The sequence below is a fragment of the Burkholderia cepacia genome (assembly GCF_029962485.1).
Classification (GTDB): Bacteria; Pseudomonadota; Gammaproteobacteria; order Burkholderiales; family Burkholderiaceae; genus Burkholderia.
On the sequence record NZ_CP073637.1, the window covers coordinates 264,246 to 290,589 of the forward strand.

23 protein-coding genes are annotated in these 26,344 nt (G+C 67.0%); 7 read left to right on the forward strand and 16 right to left on the reverse strand.

From position 1 onward, the window contains the following. Positions 1 to 357: 357 nt before the first annotated feature. Positions 358 to 591: a hypothetical protein gene (locus KEC55_RS01150; RefSeq protein WP_043185133.1), complete on the forward strand. Its 234-nt coding sequence runs from the start codon at positions 358 to 360 to the stop codon at positions 589 to 591. 77 nt (positions 592 to 668) lie between these two features. On the opposite strand, the gene KEC55_RS01155 is transcribed toward KEC55_RS01150, so the two are convergent. Further along, entirely contained in the window at positions 669 to 1,439 is a 771-nt protein-coding gene (locus tag KEC55_RS01155; RefSeq protein WP_282506403.1) for a Mut7-C RNAse domain-containing protein, read from the reverse strand. Between the two features lie 96 nt (positions 1,440 to 1,535). Between KEC55_RS01155 and KEC55_RS01160 the strand changes: the two genes are divergently transcribed. Both KEC55_RS01160 and KEC55_RS01165 read left to right on the forward strand, forming a co-directional pair. Next, a complete protein-coding gene (locus tag KEC55_RS01160) occupies positions 1,536 to 2,405 on the forward strand; it encodes an NAD(P)-dependent oxidoreductase (protein ID WP_282506404.1) in 870 nt (289 codons plus the stop codon). Between the two features lie 71 nt (positions 2,406 to 2,476). Continuing rightward, positions 2,477 to 3,118 (forward strand): LysE family translocator, encoded by a 642-nt coding sequence (locus KEC55_RS01165; protein ID WP_282506405.1) that lies wholly within the window; start codon positions 2,477 to 2,479, stop codon positions 3,116 to 3,118. A 90-nt stretch (positions 3,119 to 3,208) separates the two neighbouring features. Here the strand turns inward: KEC55_RS01165 and KEC55_RS01170 are convergent, their stop codons facing one another. Continuing rightward, the gene (locus KEC55_RS01170) at positions 3,209 to 4,492 is read right to left on the reverse strand and encodes an MFS transporter (RefSeq protein ID WP_282506406.1); all 1,284 of its coding nucleotides are present in this window, start codon (positions 4,490 to 4,492) and stop codon (positions 3,209 to 3,211) included. A 97-nt stretch (positions 4,493 to 4,589) separates the two neighbouring features. On the opposite strand from KEC55_RS01170, the gene KEC55_RS01175 reads away from it, so the two are divergent. Next, on the forward strand, positions 4,590 to 5,519 hold the full coding sequence (locus KEC55_RS01175) for a LysR family transcriptional regulator (RefSeq protein WP_282506407.1): 930 nt from the start codon (positions 4,590 to 4,592) through the stop codon (positions 5,517 to 5,519). A 184-nt stretch (positions 5,520 to 5,703) separates the two neighbouring features. Here KEC55_RS01175 and KEC55_RS01180 read toward each other — a convergent pair whose 3' ends face one another. From KEC55_RS01180 to KEC55_RS01210, 7 genes are all read right to left on the reverse strand, one after another. Then, complete coding sequence (locus KEC55_RS01180; protein WP_176048865.1) at positions 5,704 to 6,537, reverse strand: OmpW/AlkL family protein; 834 nt, start codon at positions 6,535 to 6,537, stop codon at positions 5,704 to 5,706. 18 nt (positions 6,538 to 6,555) lie between these two features. After that, complete coding sequence (locus tag KEC55_RS01185; protein WP_282506409.1) at positions 6,556 to 7,797, reverse strand: DUF2957 domain-containing protein; 1,242 nt, start codon at positions 7,795 to 7,797, stop codon at positions 6,556 to 6,558. A gap of 148 nt (positions 7,798 to 7,945) precedes the next feature. After that, positions 7,946 to 9,364 (reverse strand): DUF2957 domain-containing protein, encoded by a 1,419-nt coding sequence (locus KEC55_RS01190; protein WP_282506410.1) that lies wholly within the window; start codon positions 9,362 to 9,364, stop codon positions 7,946 to 7,948. 433 nt (positions 9,365 to 9,797) lie between these two features. Further along, on the reverse strand, positions 9,798 to 10,748 hold the full coding sequence (argC, locus tag KEC55_RS01195; RefSeq protein WP_282506411.1) for an N-acetyl-gamma-glutamyl-phosphate reductase: 951 nt from the start codon (positions 10,746 to 10,748) through the stop codon (positions 9,798 to 9,800). A gap of 161 nt (positions 10,749 to 10,909) precedes the next feature. Next, entirely contained in the window at positions 10,910 to 11,482 is a 573-nt protein-coding gene (locus tag KEC55_RS01200) for a flavodoxin family protein (RefSeq protein ID WP_282506412.1), read from the reverse strand. Between the two features lie 192 nt (positions 11,483 to 11,674). After that, positions 11,675 to 12,271 (reverse strand): YbhB/YbcL family Raf kinase inhibitor-like protein, encoded by a 597-nt coding sequence (locus tag KEC55_RS01205; RefSeq protein ID WP_282506413.1) that lies wholly within the window; start codon positions 12,269 to 12,271, stop codon positions 11,675 to 11,677. Between the two features lie 240 nt (positions 12,272 to 12,511). After that, complete coding sequence (locus tag KEC55_RS01210; protein WP_006482887.1) at positions 12,512 to 13,198, reverse strand: orotate phosphoribosyltransferase; 687 nt, start codon at positions 13,196 to 13,198, stop codon at positions 12,512 to 12,514. 460 nt (positions 13,199 to 13,658) lie between these two features. On the opposite strand from KEC55_RS01210, the gene KEC55_RS01215 reads away from it, so the two are divergent. Next, complete coding sequence (locus tag KEC55_RS01215; RefSeq protein ID WP_282506414.1) at positions 13,659 to 15,929, forward strand: NADP-dependent malic enzyme; 2,271 nt, start codon at positions 13,659 to 13,661, stop codon at positions 15,927 to 15,929. 153 nt (positions 15,930 to 16,082) lie between these two features. Here KEC55_RS01215 and KEC55_RS01220 read toward each other — a convergent pair whose 3' ends face one another. Further along, positions 16,083 to 19,673: an indolepyruvate ferredoxin oxidoreductase family protein gene (locus tag KEC55_RS01220; protein WP_282506415.1), complete on the reverse strand. Its 3,591-nt coding sequence runs from the start codon at positions 19,671 to 19,673 to the stop codon at positions 16,083 to 16,085. A gap of 330 nt (positions 19,674 to 20,003) precedes the next feature. On the opposite strand from KEC55_RS01220, the gene KEC55_RS01225 reads away from it, so the two are divergent. Then, positions 20,004 to 20,198: a hypothetical protein gene (locus tag KEC55_RS01225; protein WP_046547411.1), complete on the forward strand. Its 195-nt coding sequence runs from the start codon at positions 20,004 to 20,006 to the stop codon at positions 20,196 to 20,198. Positions 20,199 to 20,329: 131 nt separating this feature from the next. On the opposite strand, the gene hppD is transcribed toward KEC55_RS01225, so the two are convergent. Further along, positions 20,330 to 21,427: a 4-hydroxyphenylpyruvate dioxygenase gene (gene hppD / locus KEC55_RS01230; protein WP_176048851.1), complete on the reverse strand. Its 1,098-nt coding sequence runs from the start codon at positions 21,425 to 21,427 to the stop codon at positions 20,330 to 20,332. A 211-nt stretch (positions 21,428 to 21,638) separates the two neighbouring features. Between hppD and KEC55_RS01235 the strand changes: the two genes are divergently transcribed. After that, complete coding sequence (locus KEC55_RS01235; RefSeq protein WP_059528294.1) at positions 21,639 to 22,163, forward strand: Lrp/AsnC family transcriptional regulator; 525 nt, start codon at positions 21,639 to 21,641, stop codon at positions 22,161 to 22,163. 57 nt (positions 22,164 to 22,220) lie between these two features. Here the strand turns inward: KEC55_RS01235 and KEC55_RS01240 are convergent, their stop codons facing one another. From KEC55_RS01240 to paaD, 5 genes are all read right to left on the reverse strand, one after another. Further along, positions 22,221 to 22,868, reverse strand: coding sequence for a GNAT family N-acetyltransferase (locus tag KEC55_RS01240; protein ID WP_282506416.1), 648 nt, complete (start codon positions 22,866 to 22,868; stop codon positions 22,221 to 22,223). Positions 22,869 to 23,102: 234 nt separating this feature from the next. Next, complete coding sequence (locus KEC55_RS01245) at positions 23,103 to 23,708, reverse strand: TetR/AcrR family transcriptional regulator (protein WP_282506417.1); 606 nt, start codon at positions 23,706 to 23,708, stop codon at positions 23,103 to 23,105. 16 nt (positions 23,709 to 23,724) lie between these two features. Next, on the reverse strand, positions 23,725 to 24,549 hold the full coding sequence (locus KEC55_RS01250) for a DUF1835 domain-containing protein (RefSeq protein WP_282506418.1): 825 nt from the start codon (positions 24,547 to 24,549) through the stop codon (positions 23,725 to 23,727). 128 nt (positions 24,550 to 24,677) lie between these two features. Continuing rightward, a complete protein-coding gene (gene paaE / locus KEC55_RS01255) occupies positions 24,678 to 25,766 on the reverse strand; it encodes a 1,2-phenylacetyl-CoA epoxidase subunit PaaE (protein WP_282506419.1) in 1,089 nt (362 codons plus the stop codon). 2 nt (positions 25,767 to 25,768) lie between these two features. Continuing rightward, positions 25,769 to 26,332 carry a 1,2-phenylacetyl-CoA epoxidase subunit PaaD gene (gene paaD / locus KEC55_RS01260; RefSeq protein WP_282506420.1) on the reverse strand — a complete coding sequence of 188 codons (564 nt, stop codon included), beginning with the start codon at positions 26,330 to 26,332 and terminating at the stop codon, positions 25,769 to 25,771. Positions 26,333 to 26,344: the final 12 nt, after the last annotated feature.

A 26,344-nucleotide genomic window follows, 5' to 3' on the forward strand; every position in this document is an offset into this window, starting at 1 on the left:
TGAGCGCCTCGAGACGGCGGCGGTCTGGCGACGGCCGCGATCCGGTTTCCGGGGAAAGGGACGGATGGACGCCAGTATAAGCGTCGTCCCGATGGCGCGCGAGCCGGTTTGCAGCGCTGCCGTGGCGGCCGCCGCAGCGGCTACGGACATGGGAATACGCGTGCTCCCCCGGGGAAACCCGAGGGACGCAAGCAACGTGTCAACTTGCCGCGAACACGATGCGTTATGGAACCAGTGCGTCAGGTTTTGTCGCGACGGAACGGCGAAAGCCGGCCTCGCGGCCTGGGGCTCCGATGCGAATGCCTCGCATCTTTACCTACCGGTACGTTTGATTTTTTCTCCGCTAAAGGAAGAACAATGAAGAAGACGCTCGCTTCGATCATCGCCGCAGCATTCGCACTCGCATCGGTTTCGGCATTCGCACAGGCGTCCGCGCCGGCAGCCGACACGTCGGCAGCTGCTCCGGCACCGGCCAAGAAGGATCACAGCAAGCCGAAGCACCAGCTGAAGCACCACGGTTCGGCCAAGGGCAAGGCGAAGGCCGCCGCCGCTTCGGCAGCCGGCACGAACGACGCAGGCGCAGCAAACTAAGCGCTTCGCCCGGGGCCGGCACCGCCGGCCGCCCGTCGCGAGACCCCGCATGTTTCGGCATGCGGGGTTTTGTTTTTTCAGGCGTCGCGTTCGCCGGGCAGCGGCGCTGACGACGGCGGTGGCGTACGCATCGCATCGACCACCGCGCGCATGCGCCGCCAGTGCGAACCTTCCCAGAACACGCGCCGGCACACGTCGCACGCGGCGAAACGGCGGTGCCGCTGCCGGACGCCGTCCGGCACACGCGGCGCGGCGGCGGCCGCGTCGAGCGGATGTAGCGGCGCGTTGCAGCGCAGGCACAGCCGGAACGGCCGCATGTGCGGTGCGAGATCGAGCCGCTCGAACAGTTCGCGCAACTGGTCGGCCGGCTGCAGCGCGTGCAGGTAGCAGCCGCGCACGACCGCGCGCCGCTTGAGCAGTTCGCGGTCGCGGGTCAGCACGATCCGGCCCTCCCGCGTGGCCAGCGCCGCGAGCTCGTCGTCGCGGTAGTGGTTGTCGTAGCAGGTGTCGAAGCCCGCGAGGCGCAGCAGTTGCGCGAGGCCGCCGAGATGCGCGTCGGCGACGAAGCGCCACGGCGCCGCTTGCGGCGCGGTTGCACCGTTCGCCACCGGCTGCGCGCGTTCCGGAAAGGCTTCGACGCGGTGGCCGTCGCCGAGCGGCTGGTCGAGCGCGGCCGGCGCGTCGTTCACGTAAAGCCGGCCGATTTCGGTATGCGGGACGCCAAGCGCCTCGATCGCGTGCTTCACCGTCGCGTCGCGCGCACACGCCTGCCCGAACGCGCGGTCGCGCTGCGCGCGCGGGAGAAAGGCGTTCAGTTCGCCGTGGAAGCGGAAGGTCGCGGTCGCCATCCGTCCAGTATCGCACCGCGCCCGGCCGGCGGCAGGCGCTGCAGACGGCCGGCATCTGTGTTTAACTCGCGGCTTCACGGAGCGAAGGAGCGGGCAATGGATCTCGGGTTTATCGGGCTGGGCGAAATGGGGCAGGCGATCGCGACGAACCTGCTGAAGGCGGGCCACACGGTGCGGGTCTGGAACCGGTCGCGCGAGCGTGCCGAGCCGCTCGCGGCGTTCGGCGCGCAGATCGTCGACACGCCGGCCGACGCGTTTCGCGGCGACGCGGTGTTTTCGATGCTCGGCGACGATGCCGCCGCGCGCGCGGTGTTCGACGACGCGCTGCTCGCGCAGGCGCCGCGGGGTCTGATCCACGTGAACATGGCGACGGTGTCGGTCGCGCTCGCCGAATCGCTCGCACATGCGCACGCATCGCGCGGCATCCACTATGTCGCTGCTCCCGTGATGGGGCGGCCCGACGTCGCCGCCGCCGCGCGCCTGACGATCATGGCCGGCGGCCCGGCCGAGGCGATCGACCGCGTGCAGCCGCTGTTCGACGCGATCGGCCAGAAGACCTGGCGGTTCGGTTCGCTGCCGCAGCATGCGAACGTCGCGAAGATTGCCGCGAACTTCACGCTCGCGTCGGCGATCGAGACGCTCGGCGAGGCGTCCGCGCTGCTGGGCGCGCACGGCGTCGCGATGCGCGACTTCCTCGACGTGATCACCAGCAGCGTGTTTCCGGGCCCCGTCTACGCCGGCTACGGCTCGATGATCGCCGAGCGGCAATACGAGCCCGCGCGCTTCAAGGCCCGGCTCGGGCTGAAGGACGTCCGCCTTGCGCTGGAAGCCGGCGACGCGACGTCGGTGCCGCTGCCGATCGCGAGCGTCGTGCGCGACAGCCTGCTCGATGCGCTCGCGCACGGCGGCGGCGACCAGGATTTCGCGGTGCTGGGTGAGGTCGCGCTGCGCCGCGCCGGCCGCTGACGCGCGACACAAGCGCCGTGCTCACGGCATAATCGACGTTTCGTTTTCCCGACATTCAGGCAGAGGCGGTCATGAACTTGCATACGTGGTGGCTTTTCGTGGCGACGGTGTTCGTCGTATCGGCGATTCCGGGTCCGAACATGCTGCTCGTGATGACGCACGGTGCGCGGCACGGGCTGCGGCGTTCGGCGTGGACGATGGCCGGCTGTCTTAGCGCGCTGGTACTGATGTTGTCGGTGTCGGCGGCGGGTCTCGGTGCCGTGCTCGAGGCGTGGCCGGCGATGTTCAATACGTTGCGCTTTGCGGGCGCGGCCTACCTGATCTACCTCGGCGTGAAGGCGTGGCGCGCGCGCGTCGACGACGAGCAGCCTGCCGACGACGTCGAAACCGTGTCGCGCCAGGTCGCGCCGGCATCGCGCGGGACGCTGTTCCGCAACGGTTTCCTGGTCGCGGGCAGCAATCCGAAGGCGATCCTGTTCGCGGCCGCGCTGCTGCCGCAGTTCATCAACGCGGCCGAACCGACGCTGCCGCAGTTCGGCATCCTCGTCGTCACGTTCGCGGTGATCGAGGTGAGCTGGTATCTCGTCTACGCGTCGTTCGGCACGCGCATCGGCGCGACGCTGAAGAGCCAGAGCGTCGCGAAGGTGTTCAACCGGCTGACGGGCGGGCTGTTCGTCGGCTTCGGTGCGATGATGGCGCTGGTCCGTCACTGATTTCGACCTGACCGGATTCGGGTGTGCCGAACGCCCCGTCCCTCGCAAGAGGGCGGGGCGTTCGGCTTTTCGGGGCCGCTTCAGGTCGGTCTACGCCCGCGGGCGAGTCAACGCAGTGTCGCCGGCCCCGCGTCCGGCCGCGAGCCCGAACACGGCGGCTGCGCCTGCGAAAGCGAAGCCTGCGCCGCACACCGCGCTCCATCCGCCCCAGGCCCACGCGCTACCCGCGAGCGCTGCCCCAAGTGCGCCGCCGACGAAGAACAGGCCGACGAACAGCCCGTTCAGGCGGCCGCGCGCGGCCGGGTTCAGCAGGTTGATCTCGCGGCGGCCGATCGTCTGGTCGACGATGACGCCCGCGTCCAGCAGCGCCGCACCGCCGGCCAGCAGCGCGAGCGCGACACCGCGATGCGCATGCGCGTCGAAGCCGAACCAGCCGGCGCCGGCGATGCCGAGCACGACGAGCGCGGCGAGCATCGTGCCGTGCGCGATCCGCTGCGCGGCCGGGCCGTGGCCATGGTCGCCGGCGCGGCCGGCGAGCGGCGTGACGATCGCGCCGCTGGCGCCGGCGAACGCGAACAGCGCGATCCCGTGCAGGTCGAGCGCGAACGGCGGCTGCGCGAGCCGCAGCCCGACGGCCGTCCAGAACGCGCTGAACGCGGCCATCGCGAGCGCGGCCGACAGCGCGTGCCGGCGCAGTACCGGTTCGTCGGCGAGCAGGCGCCCCATCGACGCGAGCAGCGCGCGGTAGCCGGCCGTGACCGGCGGGGTACGCGACGGCAGGCGCAGCGCGAGCACGACGGCGATCGCCGCATTCGCGACCGCCGCCAGCAGGTAGAACGCGCGCCAGCCGGCCGAGCCCGCGATCAGGCTCGCGAGCGGCCGCGACAGCAGGATGCCGAGCATCAGCCCGCTCATCACGTTGCCGACCGCGCGGCCGCGCTGCGCCTCGGGCGCCATCGACGCGGCCATCGGTACGAGCATCTGGATCACGCTCGACGCGGCGCCGGCTACGAGCGTCGCGAGCAGGAATACGGTGCCGGACCGCGTGAACGCGGGCAGCGCGAGCGCGGCCGCACACGCGGCAAGCGTCGCGATGATCAGGCGGCGGTTCTCGAGCAGGTCGACCAGCGGCACGAGCAGCACGAGCCCGGCCGCGTAGCCGAGCTGCGGCAGCATCGCGACGAGCCCGGCGAGGCCGGGCGGCAGCTGAAGGTCGGCGCTGATCGGGCCTGTCAGCGGTTGCGCGGCGAACAGGTCCATCACGATCACGCCGACCGTCGCGGCGAAGAACAGCGTCATCCCGGTGCTCAGCGCGGGTGGCGCGGCGACGGACGGAGGAACGGCGGCGGGGCAACGGTTGGCAGGGCAGTTCATCGGAAGCCTGGGAGAGGGGGCGAGGGAATCCCCATCGTAGGTGCCCGATGTTTATGCGACAATTGAAATATGTCTAACATGATTATGCGAGTTTGTTTTGAATACGCGTGATCTCCTGGCGTTCGTCGCGGTGGTCGACAGCGGGTCGATGGTCGCCGCGGCCGCGAAGCTCCACCTGACGCAGCCGGGCCTGACGCGGCGCGTGCAGAACCTCGAAACGCTGCTCGGCGTGCCGCTGCTCGAACGGCAAAGCAAGCCGCTGAAGCCGACCGCCGCCGGGCGAGACGTCTACGCGCTCGCGCGCAACGTGCTGGGTGCGGTCGACGAGCTGATGGCGGCCGGTGCGCCGGACAGCGAGCCGTCGGGCGAGTTGCGCATCGGCGTCCCGCCGTTCCTGTCCGAGCTGGCGCTCGAGCGGCCGATCGACCGGCTGCGCGACGCGTTCCCGCGCCTCACGCTGCGCGTGACGGCCGGCTGGTCGCCGGCACTGATGCAGGGCATCGAGCGCGGCGCGCTCGACGTCGCGGCCGTGATGGTGCCTGCGAGCGCGGTGCTGCCCGACGCGTTCACCGCGACGCTGCTCGCGACGCAGCCGACGGTGCTCGTCGCCGCGCGCGACTTTCCGCTGCCGGACGGTCCGCTGTCGCTTGACACGCTGTCGGGTTTTCCGTGGGTGCTGAGCCAGGACGGCTGCGGGATGCGTTCGGCGCTGAGCCGCGCGCTCGGCGCGGCCGGGCTGCCGTTCGACGTCGCGGTCGAGGCGTTCGGCTCGGAGCTGCAGCTGTCGCTGGTCGCGCGCGGCGCCGGTATCGGCATCGCCGCGCCGAATGCGCTGGCGCGCAGCGCGCATCGCGATGCATTGAGGGTCGTGGAAACGGCAGGGCTGGAAACGCGGATCAACGTGTGGATCGTGCACGGCACGCTGCCGGGCCGGCTGGTGCGGCCTGTCGCGCTGCTGCGCGACGCGCTGGGCGAGGTGCTTGACCGAGAGAACGGGAGAGGGTCGGATGCGCTAATGGCGAACTAGAGGCAGCATTCGAGGGAAAATCCTTATTTTCTCTACGGAAATGTTGCAATGCGGAAACCGATTCGCTAGAATTGCACCTGTCTCCTCCATGTCTCCTCTGATATGGATTCAGCCCGCCTCTTAGGCGGGCTTTTTTTTGCCTGCGATTTTGCCGCGGCAATCCATTCGCCGGCGCTTGCCGGCGTCAGAACTTGTACGTCATCCCGACGTAGCTGATGATCGGGTCGGCTTTCAGGTCCGATTTCGACTCGGCGAGCACCGAACCGTCGGCCGCCTTGATCGTCACCGTCGACGTCGTCTTCAGCGGGATGTAGGTCACCGACGCGACCAGCCCGAAATGCTCCGTCATGTTGTACTGCAGGCCCGCGTTGAACACCGGCTGCCATGACGACGACGCCTTCGCTTCCACCGATGTCGTACCCGGCTTGCCCGCACCCGCCGCGAGGATCGCGCCGAGGTTGTCCTGCGTCTGCTTGATGAAGTTCGTGTTGAGCTGCAGGTCGCTGAACCAGTTGTACGACACGCCGAGGCCGAGGAACGGCCGGAACTTCGCGGTCGCCTGCCCGAAGTAGTACTGCAGGATCACCGCGGGGCTCCACTGCCGCACGCTCTTCACGATCGGGTTGACCGAGCCCAGCCCGATGTTCTGCGTGCCGAGCGCGCCGGCAGGGCCGGGCGGCTTGATCGTGCCCTGGCCCGACACCTTGAACACCGGCGGCACGCCGGCCACCGACGTGACCGCGATGTGGTCGGTCAGGAAGTGGCTGACCGTCAGGCCGACGGTGTCGGCGCCGCTCGTGCGCAGCCCGGTGCCCGGCGACGTGAACGACGGCGGCAGCCGCAGCGGCGTGTTGATCGGCGTCGGCGCGACGTTGGTCGTCATCGGCGTGCTGCTCTGCTGCGGCATCACGTGGAACCAGCCCAGCGTGACGACGTTGCTGCCGGCGCTCTGTGCGTGCGCCGCGAGCGGCGCCAGCACGGCGGCGCCGGCCGCCGCGCGGAGAAGGGTTTTCTTCATCACGGCTTCCGCCTCCGCTTACTGGACGAACGCGCCGATCGTGAAATACGGCGTCGATCCCGCGTTATCGAGGAAACCGAACACGCCACCCGTGAAGATGAACTTGCCGGTCGGCGACGTGCTGCCCGAACCCGTGTGAATCGTCGTGACGGTACCCGGCACCTTCTGCGTATAGTCGAGATCGAGCGCGGTCGCGAGCGAGGCTTGCGACGGCTGGAACGGATCGAGCAGCGTGGCCTGGTTGTTGATCAGCGCGGTGGTCCGGTAGTTGAACTGGCTGTCGACGCCCACGTACTCGCCGTTCTGCGAACCGGCCGCGATGGCCGTTTGCGGTGAAAGGATCGAGATGCTCGATTCGTCGTCGGCGGTGAGGCCCGGCACGCCGTTGCTGTCGGGCGTCGGGTTCGGGTTCGCGACACCCGTGCGCACCAGGATCGGCACGAGCTGGTTGCGCAGCTTGCCGACGATCATGAAGCCCTTGCCCTGCGGCGTTGCCGACAGCGTCGGCTTCAGCTGGCTCGCGTAGTTGTTCGACTGGAACGCACCGCTGCCGTCCGCGGATTGCGCGAAGTTCGTGCCTTGCTGCGTGCACGCGCCGCCGGCGAACTGGCCGGTCGAATCGCACTTGGTCCACGAGCCGTCCGCGTTGATCGTCACCTTCGCGTCGATCGATGCGGGCGCGAAGTTCTGCGACGGCACTTCGCCGAAGCCGATATGGCTGTACGTCCCGGTAACCTTCGTGATGTCGGTTTCGATCGACGAGAAGCCGATGAACGGGTAGTACGGGAATTTCGTGTCGGGCACCGCGGCCTGGCCGAGCACGCCGTTGAACTGGATTTCCTTGCCGGGGATCGTGCCGCCCGCGACGCCTTCGCCGACGAAGATCCGCGCCGGGCGCGACGGATCGAGGCTCGCGCCGTTCAGGCGGAACGCGCACTGGTTCAGCTTGTTGGTCGGCAGCAGCGTTTCCTGCGTGAGCGTGCCGCTGTCGACGGTGCCCGCGCGGGTCGGCGTGACGGTGCCGGTCGTGCGCGGCACGGCCGATTCCACGTACGTCACCTGCCAGGTCATCTTGGTCGTGTCGAGCTGGACCTTCGCGAGTTCACCGCTGCCCGCGCCGCCCGTGAACACGGTGCTGTAGTCGAGCGTGGCGGGACAGAGCCGGTCTTCGACGAGCGGGGGCGGGTTGTCGCTGCCGCCGCCGCAGGCGGAAAGAAGGGGGGCGGCAAGGGCCGCCGCCAGAATGAGGTTGCGCTTCATGTTGCTCCTCCAGATTTGTCTTGTGCGGCGGCCAGCTCCCTGTCGGCCGCTTCTGTTGGTGGTGCTCGTCCTGCCTGCGCCGTGCCGCGCGCGTCGTGCCGCCGTGCGTTACGCGACGGCGGGCCAGCCGCCGCCGCGTCCCCGTTCGCTACTTGCTGATCTGCGCACCCACGCCGAAGTACGGTGTCGACGAGGTCGTCGAGTTCGCCGACGTCGACGTGACGCCGCCGTTCACCGTGCCCTGGACCAGTGCCGCGTACAGCCCGCCCGTCGCGATCACCACGCCCGATGCGGACGGGTAGCTCGCGCCGCTCGGGGGCGTCGTCTTCGCGTTCAGCAGGCCCGGCGTCGCCTGGCCGTAGTCGAGCGTGAAGCCGTCTTCCTCGGCCTGCGTGCTCGGGTTGATGAACGACGCGTTGCTGCCGCGAATCAGCGCAGCCGTGTACTTGAAGTTCGAGTCCGCGCCCGCGTAGCCGCCGTCGATCGCGCCCGACGTGATTGCCGTTGCCGAGCCGAGCACCGCGATGCCCGATTCGTCGTCGACCTGCGCATCGAGGTGCAGCGGCGGCGTGCCGAGGTTCACGTTGCCCGTACGCACGATCACCGGCACCGTCGCGCCGTTGAGCTGGCCGATCACCATGTGGGCGGTCGCCGACTTGCCGGTCGCGCCGACGATCGGCAGTTGCGTCTGCGGCAGCGTTTGCGGCGCCTTCGTGCTGTCGAAGTAGCCGCCGTTCGCGCTCGTCTTCCACGGATCGCCGGTCGTCTGGCAGCCACCCGAGCCGCTCGACGTGCACGCGCCGTTCGCATCGAACGTCTCGCTCGAGTTCGTGCCTTTCGTCGCGTAGTTGCCCGACGGCACGAGGTGATAGATCAGCGCGTTGTACGTGCCCGGCAGCTTCGACAGGTCGGTGGTCGTGCTCGCGAAACCGAGGAACGGATAGAAATCGAAGTGGCGGTTCGGCACCTGGCCGACGTTCTGCACGACGCCGGGGATGATCGTCAGCCCGTCGTACTGGATCGTCGCACCGGGAATGCCGCCGCCTGCGACGCCCATGCCGACCAGCAGCATCGGCGGGTTCGCCTGGTTGAAGTCGGCGGCCGTCGAATAGGTCGAGCCGTCCGACGCGGGGCCCGTGCCCGGCGTGAGGACGAACGCGCAACGCGTCTGCTCGGCGGTCGGCAGCGTGCCGGTCGGCGGATGGATGACCTTGCCGGCGATCGTCGTGCCGACGCGACTCGGCGTGACGGTGCCCGTCTTCAGCGGAATCGGCGATTCGAGCCACTTGAGCGTGTACGTCATCGCGACTGCGTCGATGTTGACGCTGACGATCTCGCCGCTACCTGCGCCGCCGAGATACGTGCTCTTCACGATGTCGGCGTTGGCCGGGCACAGCGCGCCGTTGACGGGCTGCGAAGGCGGCGGCCCTTGCGTGCCGCAGCTCGATCCGGAACATTGGGGCGCGTTGATCGGCGCAGGTGCGCCGCCGTCCCCCCCACCACATGCAACCAGGAAAGGGGCAATGGCAAAGGCCGTTGCCACCCCCTTCGATAAGGCGTGCGACATGCCGCTGTCTCCAATCGTTTAATTGTGCGAGCTAATGTCGCCGCCTTGATTTTTGCTGTCAATTGATGAACCCGTCTAAAAAAGGCGATTGAAACGGGTATCGGGTATTGGTTCCTTGCCGGATACGGCATTCGGTAAGAATTTAAACGCCAAAGAGGTCACCGCAAGCTGCGGGAGTGGGGGATGTGCCACGCTTGGCAGGCTGTCGAAGGGCCTTCCTGCGTATAACGGCAGCGTTTAAAGCGGCGGTATCCGGTCTATCCCTATTCGGGATTGACTGGATAAAGAAGGAGGGAGTTAATCCGCTGGTAATCGCGCAATGGAAAGCTTGTAAATATTTGTAAATGCGCGATCCGGGATTTTTATTTATTGCCTGATACGGGTAAATAAAAAGCCGGCCAGTGGCCGGCTTTGCATTGCGTGCGATGTTGAATCAGCGTTTGAGACCGGCGTCCTCGGCCGCGCCGATGCTCAGGTTCATGCACTGGATCGCGGCGCCCGACGCGCCCTTGCCGAGGTTGTCGAGGCGCGCGACCGTGACGAAGCGCTCGGCGTTGCCGAACACGAACAGGTCGACACGGTTCGTATCGTTGTTCGCCTGCACGTCGAAGAAGCCGCCGTCGAGGTTCGCGTCCGCGTCGAACGGTGCGACGCGCACGAACGCTTCGTCCGCGTAGTACTCGGCGAACACGCGCTGCACGTCCTGCGGCGTTGCGCGCTTCGCAAGCTGCTCGGGCGTGAAGTAGGTCGTCACCGCGAGGCCCTTCAGGAACGGGCCGACGATCGGCGTGAAGATCGGTGCGTTCGCGAGGCCCGTATGCGCGGCCATTTCCGGCAGGTGCTTGTGCGCGAGGCCGAGTGCGTACGGACGCGGGCTCGCGAGCTTGCCGCCCGGCGCAGCATTTTCGTAGTCGGCGATCATCGACTTGCCGCCGCCGCTGTAGCCGGTGATCGAGTAGCTGTGCGCGGCGAACGTCGGCGCGACGATGCCGGCATCGACGAGCGGACGCATCGCGAGCACGAACGCCGATGCGTGGCAGCCCGGCACCGCGATGCGCTTCGATGTACGAATCTTCTCGCGCTGGGCGCGGGTCAGTTCCGGCAGGCCGTAGGCCCAGTCGGCGCTCGTGCGGAACGCGGTGCTCGCGTCGATCAGCGTCGTGTTCGGGTTCTCGACGAGCGAGGCCGATTCGCGCGACGCGACATCCGGCAGGCACAGGAACGTGACGTCCGACGCGTTGATCAGGCGGCGGCGCTCGTCGACGTCCTTGCGCTTCGCTTCATCGATACGCAGGATTTCGATGTCGTTGCGTGCCGACAGGTATTCGAAGATCTTGAGGCCGGTCGTGCCTTCCTGGCCGTCGACAAAAACTTTGGTGCTCATTTCGCTCTCACTGAATGAAACGCGGGCCCGCGCCCGGAAACCGCCATTTTAAGACGTCATCCGGCGGGTCTGCGCCGCGCGGGGCGAAAAAAGACGGCCGGCGGGCCGTCTTGTGTCCCTTTGATGCCCGCCGCTGCGGGCGCGCGGGCGTCGGGGCGGGCTCAGCGGGCGCCGGCGTCCCAGCGTGCGGTCGCTTCGGCCACGCGCCGGCCAAACGCCTTGCCGGTCTCGAGGTCGCCCGGCAGCGGGCCCTCGTCGGGCGTCGCATCGGCCGGCGATTGCGCGAGCAGGCCCGTGGAGCCGCCGAGGTAGTTGATGTCGTTGCGCGTGGCCGCCTTCGAGTTGGCCGGCATCAAGCTCGTGCCGACCCACACCATCCCATGCTGCATCGCCAGCGTGACGAAATATTGAATCGTCGAGAACTTGTCGCCGTTCATCGTCGCGGAGTTCGTGAAGCCCGCGGCGATCTTGTCCTTCCACTTCTGCGTGAACCACGCTTTCGACGTGGCATCGGCGAATTGCTTGAACTGCGCCGACGGGCCGCCCATGTAGGTCGGCGCGCCGAAGATGATCGCGTCGGCCGCGTCAAGCGCGGCCCAGCCCGCGTCGTCGAGGTCGCCGACGGCGATCAGGCGCACGTTCGCGCCGGCATCCTGCGCGCCGGCATGCACGGCCTCGGCCAGTTTCTGCGTGTGACCGTAGCCGCTGTGATACACGATGACGATGTTCGACATGAAGCGTTCTCCGGAAAGGGACGGGAACGGCGGACCGCAGGCTCGCCGCGTCACGCGTCGCCGGCGGGCGGCGCGACGGATGCGCGGCGTGGCGCCGCGACCGGTGACCACGAGTCTAGCAAGCCGAAATGACGGGAAAACGCGCGCAGGCGACGCACTGAAATTCCCGGCGGCCGGCAATCGCGGCGGCCGTTACTGCCCGTAGTTGACCGTGAGTTGCGCGGTGCCGATCGCCAGCGTGCCGATCTCGTGCTCGAACATCGGCGCGGGGCGGCCCTGCGACACGCGCAGGTCGGTGCCCTTCAGCGCGTAGACGGTGACCACATAGCGGTGCGGCTTGCCGGGCGGCGGGCACGGGCCGCCATACCCGTCGATCCCGAAGTCGTTGCGCGCCTCGCTCGCGCCGATGCGCCGCAGGAAGCCGGACGCGCTCGCGTCGGCCGGCAGGCTCGTAACGGTGCCCGGGATGCCCGCGACGGCCCAGTGCCACCAGCCGTGGCCGGGCGCGTCGGGATCGAAGATCGTGACCGCGTAGCTGCGCGTGCCGGGCGGCGGGTTGTGCCAGGTGAGCTGCGGCGAGCGGTTCGCACCCTTGCAGTCGCCGCGGTCGAACACGTTCGCGGCGCGTACGCGCCCACCCGGCGTCAGGTCGTCGCTCGTCACGGTGAAGGGGCTTTGCGCATGCGCGGGCAGCACCGCGAACACGGCGGCGCAGACGAAGACGAAGAGGATGGACGGAGACGGGCGACCCGATGGCGCAGGCGGAGTGATCCGGCGATCCACACGCATATGGCGCTTCTCCCGTCACGTGGGCCGGGCCGATGCTCCCGGCGTTGTTGGCGTTGTGCGTTGCCCGCGCAGCTGAGGGCGGCGACGGTTCAAGTCTAGCATTAGGGTTCGATGAGCGACGCATGCCGCAACCCGCGATTGCGATCGGTCATCGTGCGGATCGGCGGACGAAAAAAAACCGCCCGCGATCGAGCGGGCGGTTTTTTCAGCCAGGACGCCGGCATGCATGCCGGCGCGGCGTCATTCCTTCGGGGCCGTGGCGCCGCCGTGCGCAGCCGACCACTCGGCCGGCGCGTGCAGGAATTTCTCGACTTCGTCGAGCGTCTTCGTCTCGAAGTAGCCCGACGCCTTCGCGACGCGCAGCACGTCCCACCACGTCGCCAGCGCATGCAGGTCGACGTCGATGTCCTTCAGGACCGACACGCTTTCCTTGAAGATGTTGTAGTGGAACAGCACGAAGCAGTGGTTCACCGTCGCGCCCGCGGTGCGCAGCGCGTTGACGAAGTTGATCTTGCTGCGGCTGTCGGTCGTCAGGTCTTCCACCAGCAGCACGCGCGAGCCTTCTTCCAGATGGCCTTCGATCTGCGCATTGCGGCCGAAACCCTTCGGCTTTTTGCGCACGTACTGCATCGGCACCATCATCCGGTCCGCGATCCAGGCCGCGAACGGGATACCGGCCGTCTCGCCGCCCGCCACCGCGTCGATCTGTTCGAAGCCGATGTCGCGCGTGATCGTCGTTTCCGCCATTTCCATCAGCGCCCGGCGCACGCGCGGGTACGAGATCAGTTTGCGGCAGTCGATATAGACGGGGCTTGCCCAGCCGGACGTGAAGATGAACGGTTTTTCGGCGTTGAAGTGCACCGCCTGCACTTCGAGCAGGATTTTGGCGGTCGTATCCGAGATCGACTGACGATCGTAGCCTGTCATGGGCATTCCTTGGGTGTTGAGCGAGGAGCGGGCGCGGGCCCGGTGGCGCAGCAAGGGGAACCTGCCCTGGGGGCCGGGGCGCGATCGGAGAACCAATCGCATCGCTGCGCGCGTAGCCCGACATTTTACCCGATTCAGGCCGGTTTTCGGCGGAATTCGCGCAGGTTCGCGCCCCCGCTCACCACCGGCGAAACAAACGGGGCCCGACCACCCCGACGCTGATGCCAGGGATGCGGCGCTGCACCAACGGAGGTCATTTAGGGGGTGTACACTAGGCGACCCTTAGAAATCGTTCAGTACTTTGTACTTTCCTCTTGCCACCCGCCAAGGTTCGATGGCGTGCCGACCCGGCGCGTCGCGTGCCGTCTCGCAGTCGACCATCCCCTCGATTCAAGCAGACGCGGCTGAAGGTGCTGTGTACTGAGCCGTCAATATTTCGCATGTCTCTCGCAGGTCAATCATGGACGAACAACTGAAGCAGGCCGCTCTCGCTTATCACCAGAATCCGAAACCCGGCAAGATTTCGGTCACCCCGACCAAGCCGCTGTCGAACCAGCTCGATCTGTCGCTCGCGTATTCGCCGGGCGTCGCCGCGGCGTGCATGGCGATCTTCGAAGAGCCGCTCGACGCGCAGAAGTACACGTCGCGCGGCAACCTCGTCGGCGTCGTGACGAACGGCACGGCGGTGCTCGGCCTCGGCAACATCGGCCCGCTCGCGTCGAAGCCGGTGATGGAAGGCAAGGGCTGCCTGTTCAAGAAATTCGCGGGCATCGACGTGTTCGACATCGAACTGTCGGAGACCGATCCGGACAAGCTCGTCGAGGCGATCGCGATGCTCGAGCCGACGCTCGGCGGCATCAACCTCGAGGACATCAAGGCGCCGGAGTGCTTCTACATCGAGCAGAAGCTGCGCGAGCGCATGAAGATCCCCGTCTTCCACGATGACCAGCACGGCACCGCGATCATCGCGTCGGCCGCGATCCTGAACGGCCTGAAGGTCGTCGGCAAGAAGCTGTCCGAAGTGAAGCTCGTGTGCTCGGGCGCCGGCGCCGCGGCCATCGCGTGTCTGGACCTGCTGGTGAACCTCGGCCTGACGAAGTCGAACATCCTCGTCACCGATTCGAAGGGCGTGATCTACGAAGGGCGCGGCAACCTCGATCCGTCGAAGCAGCGCTATGCGGCGACCACCGACGCGCGCACGCTCGCCGACGCGATCGTCGGCGCGGACGTGTTCCTCGGCTGCTCGAGCGCGGGCGTGCTGAAGCAGGACATGGTCAAGACGATGGGCGACCGCCCGCTGATCCTGGCGCTCGCGAACCCGGAACCGGAAATCCGCCCGGAAGACGCGAAGGCCGTGCGCCCGGACGCGATCGTCGCGACCGGCCGTTCGGACTACCCGAACCAGGTCAACAACGTCCTGTGCTTCCCGTTCATCTTCCGCGGCGCGCTCGACGTCGGCGCGACGACGATCACGGAAGAAATGAAGCTCGCGTGCGTGCGCGCGATCGCCGAGCTGGCCGAGGAAACCGACCAGAGCGAGGAGGTCGCGAAGGCGTATGAAGGCCACTCGCTCGAATTCGGGCCGGACTACCTGATTCCGAAGCCGTTCGACCCGCGCCTGATCATCAAGATCGCGCCGGCCGTGGCGCAAGCCGCGATGGATTCGGGCGTCGCCACGCGTCCGATCCAGGACATGGACGCGTACCGCGAGCAGCTCGGCGCAACCGTCTACCGCACGGGCATGGTGATGCGCCCGGTGTTCGCGACCGCGAAGCAGAAGCAGGCCCGCATCGTGTTCGCCGAGGGCGAGGACGAGCGCGTGCTGCGCGCCGCGCAATTCGTGCTGCAGGAAAAGATCGCCAAGCCGATCATCGTCGGCCGTCCGTCGGTCGTCGACATGCGCCTTGCGAAGATCGGCTCGAAGCTGAAGGCCGGCGTCGATTTCGAAATCGTCGATCCGGAAGACGATGCGCGCTACCACCGCTACTGGCAGGCGTATCAGGAAATCGGTGCGCGCGACGGTGTCACGCCGGAAGTCGCGAAGGCCGCGATGCGCAAGTTCAACACGCTGATCGGCGCGATGCTCGTGCACCTGGGCGACGCGGACGGGATGATCTGCGGCATGATCGACACGTTCCACAGCCACCTGAAGTTCATCGAGCAGGTGCTGGGCCGTGCGAAGGGCGCCGAGCACTTCGCCGCGATGAACCTGCTGATGCTGCCGGGCCGCAACCTGTTCGTGTGCGACACGTACGTGAACGAACTGCCGAGCGCCGAGCAGCTCGCCGACATGACGATCCAGGCCGCGGCCGAGATCGAGCGCTTCGGCATCGCGCCGAAGGCCGCGCTGCTGTCGAACTCGAACTTCGGCAGCGCGCCGTCGGCGTCGTCGCGCCGGATGGCCGAAGCCCGCAAGCTGATCGTCGAACGTGCGCCGAACTTGGAAGTCGACGGTGAAATGCACGGTGACGCAGCGCTGTCGGAACTGATCCGCAAGCAGGCGTTCCCGGGCACGACGCTGTCGGGCGAAGCAAACCTGCTGATCATGCCGAACGTCGAAGCGGCGAACATCGCGTACAACCTGCTGAAGATGGTCGGCGGTGAAGGCGTGACGGTCGGCCCGTTCCTGCTCGGCGCAGCCAAGCCGGTCCACATCCTGACGCCGGCCGCGACCGTGCGCCGGATCATCAACATGACGGCTGTTGCCGCCGCGAATGTGAACACGAAGTAAGTCCACGCCCGCGTGCGCCGCGCTCAACGCGCGGCGCAATGAAAAACGCCACGGAACCTGCGTTCCGTGGCGTTTTTTTTCGCATGAACCACCACGGGCGGTGCGGGCGGGGCGTCCTGAACGCGAACGCCTCGCCTGCCCGGCCACGTTTCGTTACGCGACCTGCTGGTGCGACTGGCCGCCTGCCGGCGAGCGCCACTTCGTCAGCAGCGTGTTCCACTTCTGGCGTACCGCGCGCAGGTTGTTCTCCTTCACGTGGCCGTAGCCGCGAATGCCGTCCGGCAGCGCCGCGAGTTCGAGCGCGAGCGGGCGGTTGGCCGCGTTCAGCTTGGCCATCACCTCGTCGATCAGCGCTTCGTACTCGCCGATCAGCGCGCGCTCGGTGCGACGCTCTTCGGTGCGGCCGAACGGGTCGAGCCCCGTGCCGCGCAGGAACTTCGCCTTGGCGAGCAGCCGGAACGCCGACATCATCCACGGGCCGTATGCCTTCTTCACGAGATGGCCGTGGGCGTCCGTCTTCGCGAACAGCGGCGGCGCGAGGTGGAATTTCAGCTTCCAGTCACCTTCGAACTGCGCGGTCAGGCGGGCGAGGAACGCGGGGTCGGACTGCAGCCGCGCGACCTCGTATTCGTCCTTGTACGCCATCAGCTTGAACAGGTTGCGCGCGACCGCTTCGGTCAGCTGCTCCTGCACCGTGTCGCCGTCCGCCAGCGCGCGCTCGGCGGCGCGCACCTTGTCGACGAAGGCTGCATAGCGCGATGCGTACGCGGCGTTCTGGTACGCGGTGAGGAATTCCACGCGCTTCGCGATCAACGCATCGACCGCCTTCTTCGTGTGCAGCGCGATCACCGTGGCGCCTTGCGCGGGGCGTGCATCGCCGGCCGCGGCCTGCTTCACGCTGGCCAGGTCGTAGGCGGCGCGGCGGCCCCAGTCGAATGCCGCGCGGTTCTTCTCGACCGACACCGCATTCAGCTCGATCGCGCGGACGAGCGACGCGAGCGTGAGCGGCAGCCAGCCTTTCTGCCACGCGTAGCCGAGCACGAACGGGTTCGTGTAGATCGCGTCGCCGAGCAGCGCGACCGCGAAGCGGTTCGCGTCGATGAAATCGACGGCTTCACCTGCCGCCGCGCGGATGTCGTTTTCGGCGGACAAGCCGGGGAACGCCCAGTTCGGGTTCTTGATGAACTCGGCGGTCGGCGTCTGCGCGCTGTTGACGACCACGCGCGTCGTGTCGTGCCGCATCCGCGACGTGCACTCGTCGCCGGCCGTGACGATCGCGTCGCAGCCGATCACGAGGTCGGCTTCGCCCATCGCGATCCGCGTTGCGTGGATGTCGGTCGGCGCGTGCGAGATCTGCACGTGGCTCATCACGGCGCCGCCTTTCTGCGCGAGGCCGGTGACGTCGAGCACGGTCACGCCCTTGTTTTCCAGGTGTGCGGCCATCCCGAGCAGCGCGCCGATCGTGACGACGCCCGTGCCGCCGACGCCCGTGACGAGCACACCATATGCGCGGTCGATGTCCGGCAGCGTCGGTTCAGGGATCGGCGGCAGCGCGTTGCCGTCGACCGACACGGCCTTCGGCTTCTTCAGCTGGCCGCCTTCGACCGTGACGAAGCTCGGGCAGAAGCCCTTCACGCACGAGAAGTCCTTGTTGCAGCTCGACTGGTTGATCTGGCGCTTCGTGCCGAATTCGGTTTCCAGCGGCTCGACCGACAGGCAGTTCGACTGCACCGAGCAGTCGCCGCAGCCTTCGCATACCGCGTCGTTGATCACCACACGCTTGGCCGGATCCGGATACGTGCCGCGCTTGCGGCGGCGGCGTTTCTCGGTCGCGCAGGTCTGGTCGTAGATGAGGATCGTCGTGCCTTCGATCTCGCGCAGCTCGCGCTGCACGTCGTCGAGCTGGTCGCGGTGATGGATCGGCACGCCCGGCGCGAGCAGCGCCTTCTGGCTGTCGTACTTCTCCGGCTCGTCGGTGACGATCACGATCTTCTTCGCGCCTTCGGACGCGAGCTGATGCGTGATCTGCGGCACCGTCAGCACGCCGTCGACCGGCTGGCCGCCCGTCATCGCGACCGCGTCGTTGTAGAGGATCTTGTAGGTGATGTTCGCCTTCGACGAGATCGCCGCGCGAACGGCCAGCAGGCCCGAGTGGAAGTAGGTGCCGTCGCCGAGGTTCGCGAATACGTGCTTCTCGTCCGTGAACGGCGCCTGGCCGATCCACGGCACGCCTTCGCCGCCCATCTGGCTGAAGGTGCTCGTGCTGCGGTCCATCCACACGGTCATGTAGTGGCAGCCGATGCCGGCGATTGCACGCGAGCCTTCCGGCACGTTGGTCGACGTGTTGTGCGGGCAGCCCGAGCAGAACCACGGCTTGCGCTCGGTCTGCACGTGCGGCTTCGCGAGTGCCATTTCCTTCGCGTTGATCACCGCGAGCCGCGCGGCGATGCGCGCACGCACGTCGGACGGCAGCTCGAACTTCTCGAGGCGCGTCGCGATCGCCTTCGCGATGATCGCGGGCGACAGCTCGTAGTGCGCGGGCAGCAGCCAGTTGCCCATCGGCACCGACCATTCGCCGCCGGCGCCGTCTTTCTCGTCGAACTTGCCGAACACGCGCGGCCGCTGGCCGTCCGGCCAGTTGTACAGTTCTTCCTTGATCGCGTATTCGAGGATCTGGCGCTTTTCCTCGACGACGAGGATTTCATCGAGGCCGCGCGCGAATGCCTGCGCGCCCTGCGCTTCGAGCGGCCACACGCAACCGACCTTGTAGAGCCGGATGCCGATCCGCGCGCAGGTTTCGTCGTCGAGGCCGAGGTCGGTCAGCGCCTGGCGCACGTCGAGGTACGCCTTGCCGCCCGTCATGATCCCGAAGCGCGCGCTCGGCGAATCGATCTCGATCCGGTCGAGCTTGTTCGCACGCACATAGGCGAGCGCCGCGTACCACTTGTAGTCGAGCAGCCGCGCTTCCTGCACGAGCGGCGGGTCGGGCCAGCGGATGTTCAGGCCGCCTTCCGGCACGATGAAGTCGGTCGGCAGCACGATCTCGGTGCGATGCGGGTCGATGTCGACCGACGCCGACGATTCGACGACGTCCGTCACACACTTGAGCGCGACCCACAGGCCCGAATAGCGGCTCATCGCCCAGCCGTGCAAGCCGAAATCGAGATATTCCTGCACGTTGGACGGGAACAGCACGGGCAGCCCGCAGGCCTTGAAGATGTGTTCGGACTGGTGCGCGAGCGTCGACGATTTCGCCGCATGGTCGTCGCCGGCGAGCACCAGCACGCCGCCGTGCTGCGACGAGCCGGCCGAGTTCGCGTGCTTGAAGACGTCGCCGGTGCGGTCGACGCCCGGGCCCTTGCCGTACCACATGCCGAACACGCCGTCGTGCTTCGCGCCGGGGTACAGGTTCACCTGCTGCGAGCCCCACACGGCGGTGGCGGCGAGATCTTCGTTGAGGCCGGGCTGGAAGACGATCTGGTGGGCCGCCAGGTGCTGCTTGGCTTTCCAGAGCGACAGATCGAGGCCGCCAAGCGGCGAGCCGCGGTAGCCGGAGATGAAGCCGGCCGTATTGAGACCGGCGGCGCGGTCGCGTTCCTGCTGGAGCATCGGCAGGCGTACGAGGGCCTGAATGCCGCTCATGTACGCGCGACCGCGTTCCAGTGTGTATTTGTCATCAAGCGTGACGGACTTCAGCGCGGCTTCTAGCGACGCGCGTTGGCCTGCGTCTAGCGGGGCATTCATTAACAGTCTCCTCCACCCAGTTTGGGATCACCAAAACTCGACTGCGTCGGGCGTCTTGTGGACGCGTCGGCAGTGGCCGGCATGTTCGCCGGTTTTAAGCGATGGTAGCACTGGGGCAAACCCGCCGGCCATCGGTTGGAATGCGGGTGGAATTGCGGCGGTGCATCAGAAAAAAGGGCGTGATGATGCGTTACATCATGTAAAAGCATGTAAAGCCGCGTCCATCTGCGGGCAAGTGCCGTTAATCTTGTCGGCCTGCCGGAGGTGCCCGGTCGCGTTGATTCGTTTCGATGCAACCGGGGAGGCGCCGGCAGTTTTACAGGAGGTGCAATGAACACACGTCATATCCAGAGTTTCCTGATCGTGTCCGCCGCGTTTTTCTCGATGACCGGCCCGGTGCACGCGCGAGGCGCGAGCGCACTGGCGGCAGCCGGCGCACAGATGCAACAGATCGTGCCGGCCCAGGACGCCGTCGCGCAGCCGTCGGCCGAGCGTGCCGTCGAGTCGAAGGCGAACGCGCGTTGATCCGGTCGCGCGGCCGGCAGGCCGCGCCGGAATGAAAAAAGGGCGGGAATCCTTGGATTCCCGCCCTTTTTCTTTGTGCTGCCGGATCGTGCGGCCGGCCGGTTGCCGGCGGCGGCCGCTTGCCGGATGCGTCAGGCCTTGTCCTGCACGACGCCGCGGCGGATCTGGTCGAGTTCGATCGATTCGAACAGCGCCTTGAAGTTGCCTTCGCCGAAGCCCTGGTTGCCCTTGCGCTGGATGATCTCGAAGAAGATCGGCCCGATCTGGTTCTCGGTGAAGATCTGCAGCAGCAGGTCGTCGCGTGCGCCGTCGATCAGGATCTTGCGCTTCTTCAGTTCGTCCAGCGATTCGCCGTGGTTCGGCACGCGGCGGTCGACCAGTTCGTAATACGTGTCGATCGTGTCGAGCAGCGTCACTTCCTTGCTGCGCAGGCCGTCGACCGCCTGGTAGATATCGCTCGCGCCGAGCGCGATGTGCTGGATCCCTTCGCCGTGATACGCGTCGAGGTATTCCTGGATCTGGCCGGCCGTTTCCGAGCCTTCCTCGTTGATCGGGATGCGAATCTTGCCGCACGGCGACGTCATCGCCTTCGACTTCACGCCCGTCACCTTGCCTTCGATGTCGAAGTAGCGCACTTCGCGGAAGTTGAACAGGCGCTCGTAGAACTCGGCCCATTCCTGCATGCGGCCGCGGTGCACGTTGTGCGTCAGGTGGTCGATGTACGTGAGGCCGTGGCCGACCGGGTTCGGGTTCGCGCCGGCGATCGGCTCGAAGTCGACGTCATAGATGCTGATGTCGCCGATCGCGCCCGGTTGCGCGCCGTTCTTGCCGCGCCAGCGGTCGACGAAGTAGATCAGCGAATCGCCGATGCCCTTGATCGCCGGGATGTTCAGCTCCATCGGGCCCGTCTTGTTGTCGAAGCCCCAGGCGCCGAGGTCGAGCGCGTGCTTGTAGGCCTTCGCGGCATCCTGCACGCGGAATGCGATCGCGCAGATCGACGGGCCGTGCAGGCGCGCGAAGCGTTGCGCGAACGAATCGGGTTCGGCGTTGATGATGAAGTTGATGTCGCCCTGGCGGTACACCGTCACGTCCTTGTGGCGGTGGCGCGCGATCGCGGTGAAACCCATCCGTTCGAACAGTTGTCCGAGCGCTTTCGGGTCCGGTGCCGTGTATTCGATGAATTCGAAGCCGTCGGTGCCGACGGGGTTGTCCCAGTTGGGGATCTGCATGTCGTGTCTCCTGTGCGGGGCGATCGGCCGGGGCGACGTGCGCCTGCCTGGCCTGTTCGATGTCGAAGGCGCACACGCGTGGGTGTGTGCGGCGAATCGGTACATGCGACAGAGTGTAGCGGGCGACCGCGAGCGAAAACTTGCGAACTTAATCGCCGGCCCCTACGATGGCGCAATTTCCAGTCTTGAAATAATCATTGGAGGGCAGAAGATGGCGCAAGCCGAATTGGATGCCATCGATCGGCGGATTCTCGCGATTCTTCAGGAGAACGGGCGCTTGTCGAACCAGGAGATCGCCGAGCGCGTGAACCTGTCGCCGAGCCCGTGCCTGCGGCGGATCCGGAGGCTCGAGGAGATCGGCGTGATCACCGGCTATGTCGCGCTGCTGAACCCGCAGAAACTCGGGCTCGACCTGCTCGCGTATGTGAGCGTGCGGCTCGAGAAGCGCGGCGGCTTGGCGCCGGTACGGGTCGACGAGACGTCGGCGCGCGCGGGCGCGACCCATGCGGAGCTGTTCCGCGCGGCCGTGCAGACCTGGCCGGAAGTGGTCGCGTGCCACGCGATGACCGGGGACATGGATTACCTGCTACGCGTGCAGGTCGAGGACATGGCGCATTTCTCCCGCTTCGTGCAGGAGCATTTGCTGCATCACCCGTCGGTGATCGACGTGAAGACGAGCTTCTCGCTCGAATGCTTCAAGGAGACGACGGCGTTGCCGATTCGCTCGGTGCGCTAGCGGGGAGGGGAAGGAGGGCGGCCGGGCGCGCCAAGGACGCGGCCCGGCTGGCCGATGTCATGCCGTCAGTGCGGCGGGCATCAGCGATGCGATGAACTTCGTCGTGCGGTGCGCCTGGCGCTTCATCGCGTAGTCGAACACGGCGGCCTGTTCCTGCAGCATCTCGGCGATGATCGTCGAGTGGTCGGCCGGCGGCAGCGACAGGTACGCATCGGCTTCGCCGTACGCGTACTCGATCCGCATCCCGGACTTCTTCGCGATGTGCATCATCGTCGCGTTACGCGACAGGCAATGCATGTACAGCATCGTCACGCGCGTGTTGCGGCTGCGGATCGCCGCGCGCTCGAACAACTTCGAGCCGACGCCGCGGCCGCGTGCGCTTTCGAGCACCGACACGCCGAATTCGGCCGTGCGCTTGTCGCCCTCGGCCGGCAGATAGGCCAGGTGGCCGACGCCGATCAGTTCGAGGTCGTGGTCGAACACGCCGAACACGGTGTCGCGACCGAAGTCGATCGTGCGGACATAGTTCTCGATCACGTGGTCGGGCACCATCTGGCCGAAGCGCAGCAGGCGATCCTCTTCGTCGAGCGAGAGAAAGTGGGTGAGCATCTGCTCACGGTCTTTGGAAGCCAGTTCCCTGACGAGAACCGGCGCACTACCGACCGTGCCGACGACTTCGGCAGGGCCGTTGAATTGCGTGTTCATCGTGGGTTCCTCAGTGTGTGGCTGCACAAACGGGTTGTGCAATGCAACAGCATTTTACCCGACGGGGTTGGGGAAAACCCGTATTTGACGTTATTTGTGCCGAGGGGAAATTCTAAATCCGCTTAGTTAATTCTGTATCTATATGATTTTTAACGGATTTAAAATTCGTCATATGAAATGAGCGACGGGCGGTCGCAGTGTCCCCGTCACGCAACGCATGCTGCTGCGCGGCAATCAGGCTGCCGTCGACAGCCCGCGTTCGATCAGGTCGATCACCTGTTCGGCGAAGTCGCGATAGCCGAGGCGGCCGCCCGGCTTCAGCCACGTGAACGTCCAGTTGATCATCCCGAATACCATCATCGTCACCGATGTCTGGTTTTCCTTCGAGATGCGGTCCGGGTACGCGCGGGCGAGCTGGCGCGTGAACGCCGCGACGATGTCGCGCTGGCGGTCGAGCACGATTTCGCGCTGCGCATCCTCGAGATACTTCACGTCGTTGAGCAGCGCGACGTGCCGGCTGTGCGACGTCTCGTACTCGGCGAGGAATGCGCGCACGAGTTCGGCGAACGCGTCGCGCTCGCTGAGGCCGTGCCGCTGGCTCGCACCTTCCACCTCGGCGATGATCAGCATCAGCCGTTTGGTGTAGCGGTCGAGCAGGTCGAACAGGATCGCTTCCTTGCTCTCGTAATAGTGATAGAGGCGTGCCTTCGACGTGCCGCTCGCGGTCGCGAGATCGGACATCGACGTGCTCGGGTAGCTCGTCTGCGCGAATTTCTCGGCGGCCAGATCGAGGATCTGTTCGCGCTGGGATTCGTGGTCGGGCGCTCGGGTACGGGCCATGGTCGAATGCGGAAGATTAGCGGTGCGCGAGAGCCGCGCGGGCCGTGCGCACCTGCGTGGAAGAGAGGGCGTCGGGCGCGTCGTCCTGCAGCTCGAGCCGGCCGGCGGCCGCGAGTTCGCGGCAGCGCCACCAGGCGATCGAATCGCTGACGAACAGCCCGCCGCGGTCGGCGGCAGCCATGATGCTGCCGACGAGGCGTCGTGCGGGCAGCCAGTCGGCTTCCGCGCGCGAGACGATCAGCGCGTCGAGATCGGCGTAGTGGCCGCTCTTGATCGTGTTGCTGACCCAGTAGCGCAGTTCGGCGTTCAGGTGTTTCGCCTCCTGCCATTCGAGTGCGAGGCGGCCGATGCGCAGCACCGAGATCGGCGCGGCCACCGGGCGTTTGCGCGCCAGTTCCGCGGGCGAGAACATCCCGGTCGAGCAGGCCTGGTCGGTGCGCGACAGCGCCGCGCGTTGCGTCGAGTCGAAATCGGCGGCCGACAGCCGTACCTCGTTCAGGCGCTGCGGTACGTTGCGCAGGTGGTAGGCGACGCGGCGCAGCAGCAGCTTGTCGCCGACGCTCGGCGCGTGCCACACGACCACCTGGCCCGACTCCATCGCGAGCTGGTCGAGACGAGCGAATTCATCCTCGATTTCCGCGTTCCAGTCGGGGATCTGGTCGCCGAGCACGTGGTGCCAGAAGGCGGCGCGCGTGTCGGGCGTCTCGTCGGCGCCCTTGAGCGGTCCGACGCCGAGATCGTCGAGCAATCCGACGACGCGCTCGTCGCGTCCGGCTTGCGCGAGTGCCTCGCGCAGCGACGCGGCGGCGGTGCCGCCCTGAATCACATGAATGGTACTCATCGGCCTGTCGTCAACAAAAGAAAACCGCCGGCCGGGCGGACATTGCGATGTCCAGCCGGCCGGCGGCCCCTAGTGTAAGCGAGATGTGTGACGGCGAGAAACCGTTCGGCGGCGCGACGCAACGCCGCTCAACGCTCGTCGTAGCTCACGACGACCTTGTCGCTGATCGGGTGGCACTGGCACGTGAGCACGAAGCCGTCTTTCACTTCATGCTCCTCGAGCGTGTAGTTCTTCTCCATCCGCACCTCGCCCTCGATCACCTTCGCGCGGCACGTGCAGCACACGCCGCCCTTGCACGCGTACGGCAGCGCGAGGCCCGCGCGCAGGCCGACGTCGAGCAGGCTCACGCCCTGGTACGGCAGGCGCAGCTTGCGTTTCTTGCCGTCGAGCACGATTTCGAGGTCGGCGGCCGGTGTCTGGTCGGTGATCTCGACGACCGGTGCGCCGGCTTGCGGCAGCGGCGTGCCGAAGCGCTCGACATGCACCTTCGCCTGCGGCACGCCGGCCGCCTTCAGCGCGGCTTCGGCGGCGTCCATCATCGGCGCGGGGCCGCAGATGAACGCTTCGTCGATCGCATCGGCCGGCGTCAGCGTATCGAGGAATTCCGCGCATTTCGCCTGGTCGAGCACGCCGTTGAACAGCTCGACGTCCTGCAGGTCGTCCGATAGCACGTGATACAGGACGAAGCGGTTCATGTAGCGGTTCTTCAGGTCCTCGAGCTCCTCCGCGAACATGATCGCGTCGACGCTGCGGTTCCCGTAGATCAGCGTGAACGTGCTGCGGGGCTCGAGTTCGAGCGTCGTCTTCACGATCGCGAGCACCGGCGTGATCCCCGAGCCGCCGGAAAACGCGACGTACTGCTTGCCGTGATCGGCGTTCAGGTGCGTGAAGAAGCGGCCGTCCGGCGTCATCACGTCGATCGTGTGGCCAGCCTTCAGCGAGTCGAACGCGAAGTTCGAGAAGCGGCCGCCGCGCACGCGCTTGATGCCGATGCGCAGTTCGCCGTCACGGTCGTAGTCCGTCGTGCCGACGCAGATCGAATACGAGCGGCGCGTTTCCTCGCCGTCGATGTGGGTCTTCAGCGTGACGAACTGGCCCTGCGTGAAGCGGTACGCGTCGCGTAGCTCGGGCGGCACGTCGAAGGAGACGGTCACGGCGTCGGCGGTCTCTGGCCGCACGTCGCGGATACGCAGCGGATGAAATTGCGGGGTCGCCATATTTAATAGGGTTTGAAGTAGTCGAAGGGTTCGCGGCAGTCGACGCAGCGATACAGCGCCTTGCAGGCCGTGGACGCGAATTGCGCGAGACGCTCGGTGCGGGCGGAGCCGCAGCGCGGGCAGGTGGGCGCCGCGACCGGCCGCGGCACGAAACGCACGACGTTTTCCCGCGGTGCGGCGCTGCCGCACTGGCCGACCGGCGGCGCGATGCCGTACGCGCGAAGCTTGTCGCGCGCTTCCTCCGTGATCCAGTCGGTCGTCCAGGCGGGCGCGAGCACCGTCTCGATCCGGTGCGGCGGCAGTTCGGCGGCCTGCAGCGCGGCGGCGATGTCCTCGGCGATCTGCGACATGGCCGGGCAGCCCGAGTAGGTCGGCGTGATCACGACTTCGAGCTGGCCGTCGTCCGCGCGGCGGACGTCGCGCAGGATGCCGAGCTCGCGGATCGACACGACCGGGATCTCCGGATCGGGCACGGCTTCCAGCACGTCCCACGCACGGGCGAGCAGCGGATCGTCGTGGCGCACGGCGGGTGCGGCGTGGGCAGGGGCAGCGGTCTGGACGGACATCGTCGGGCTCCG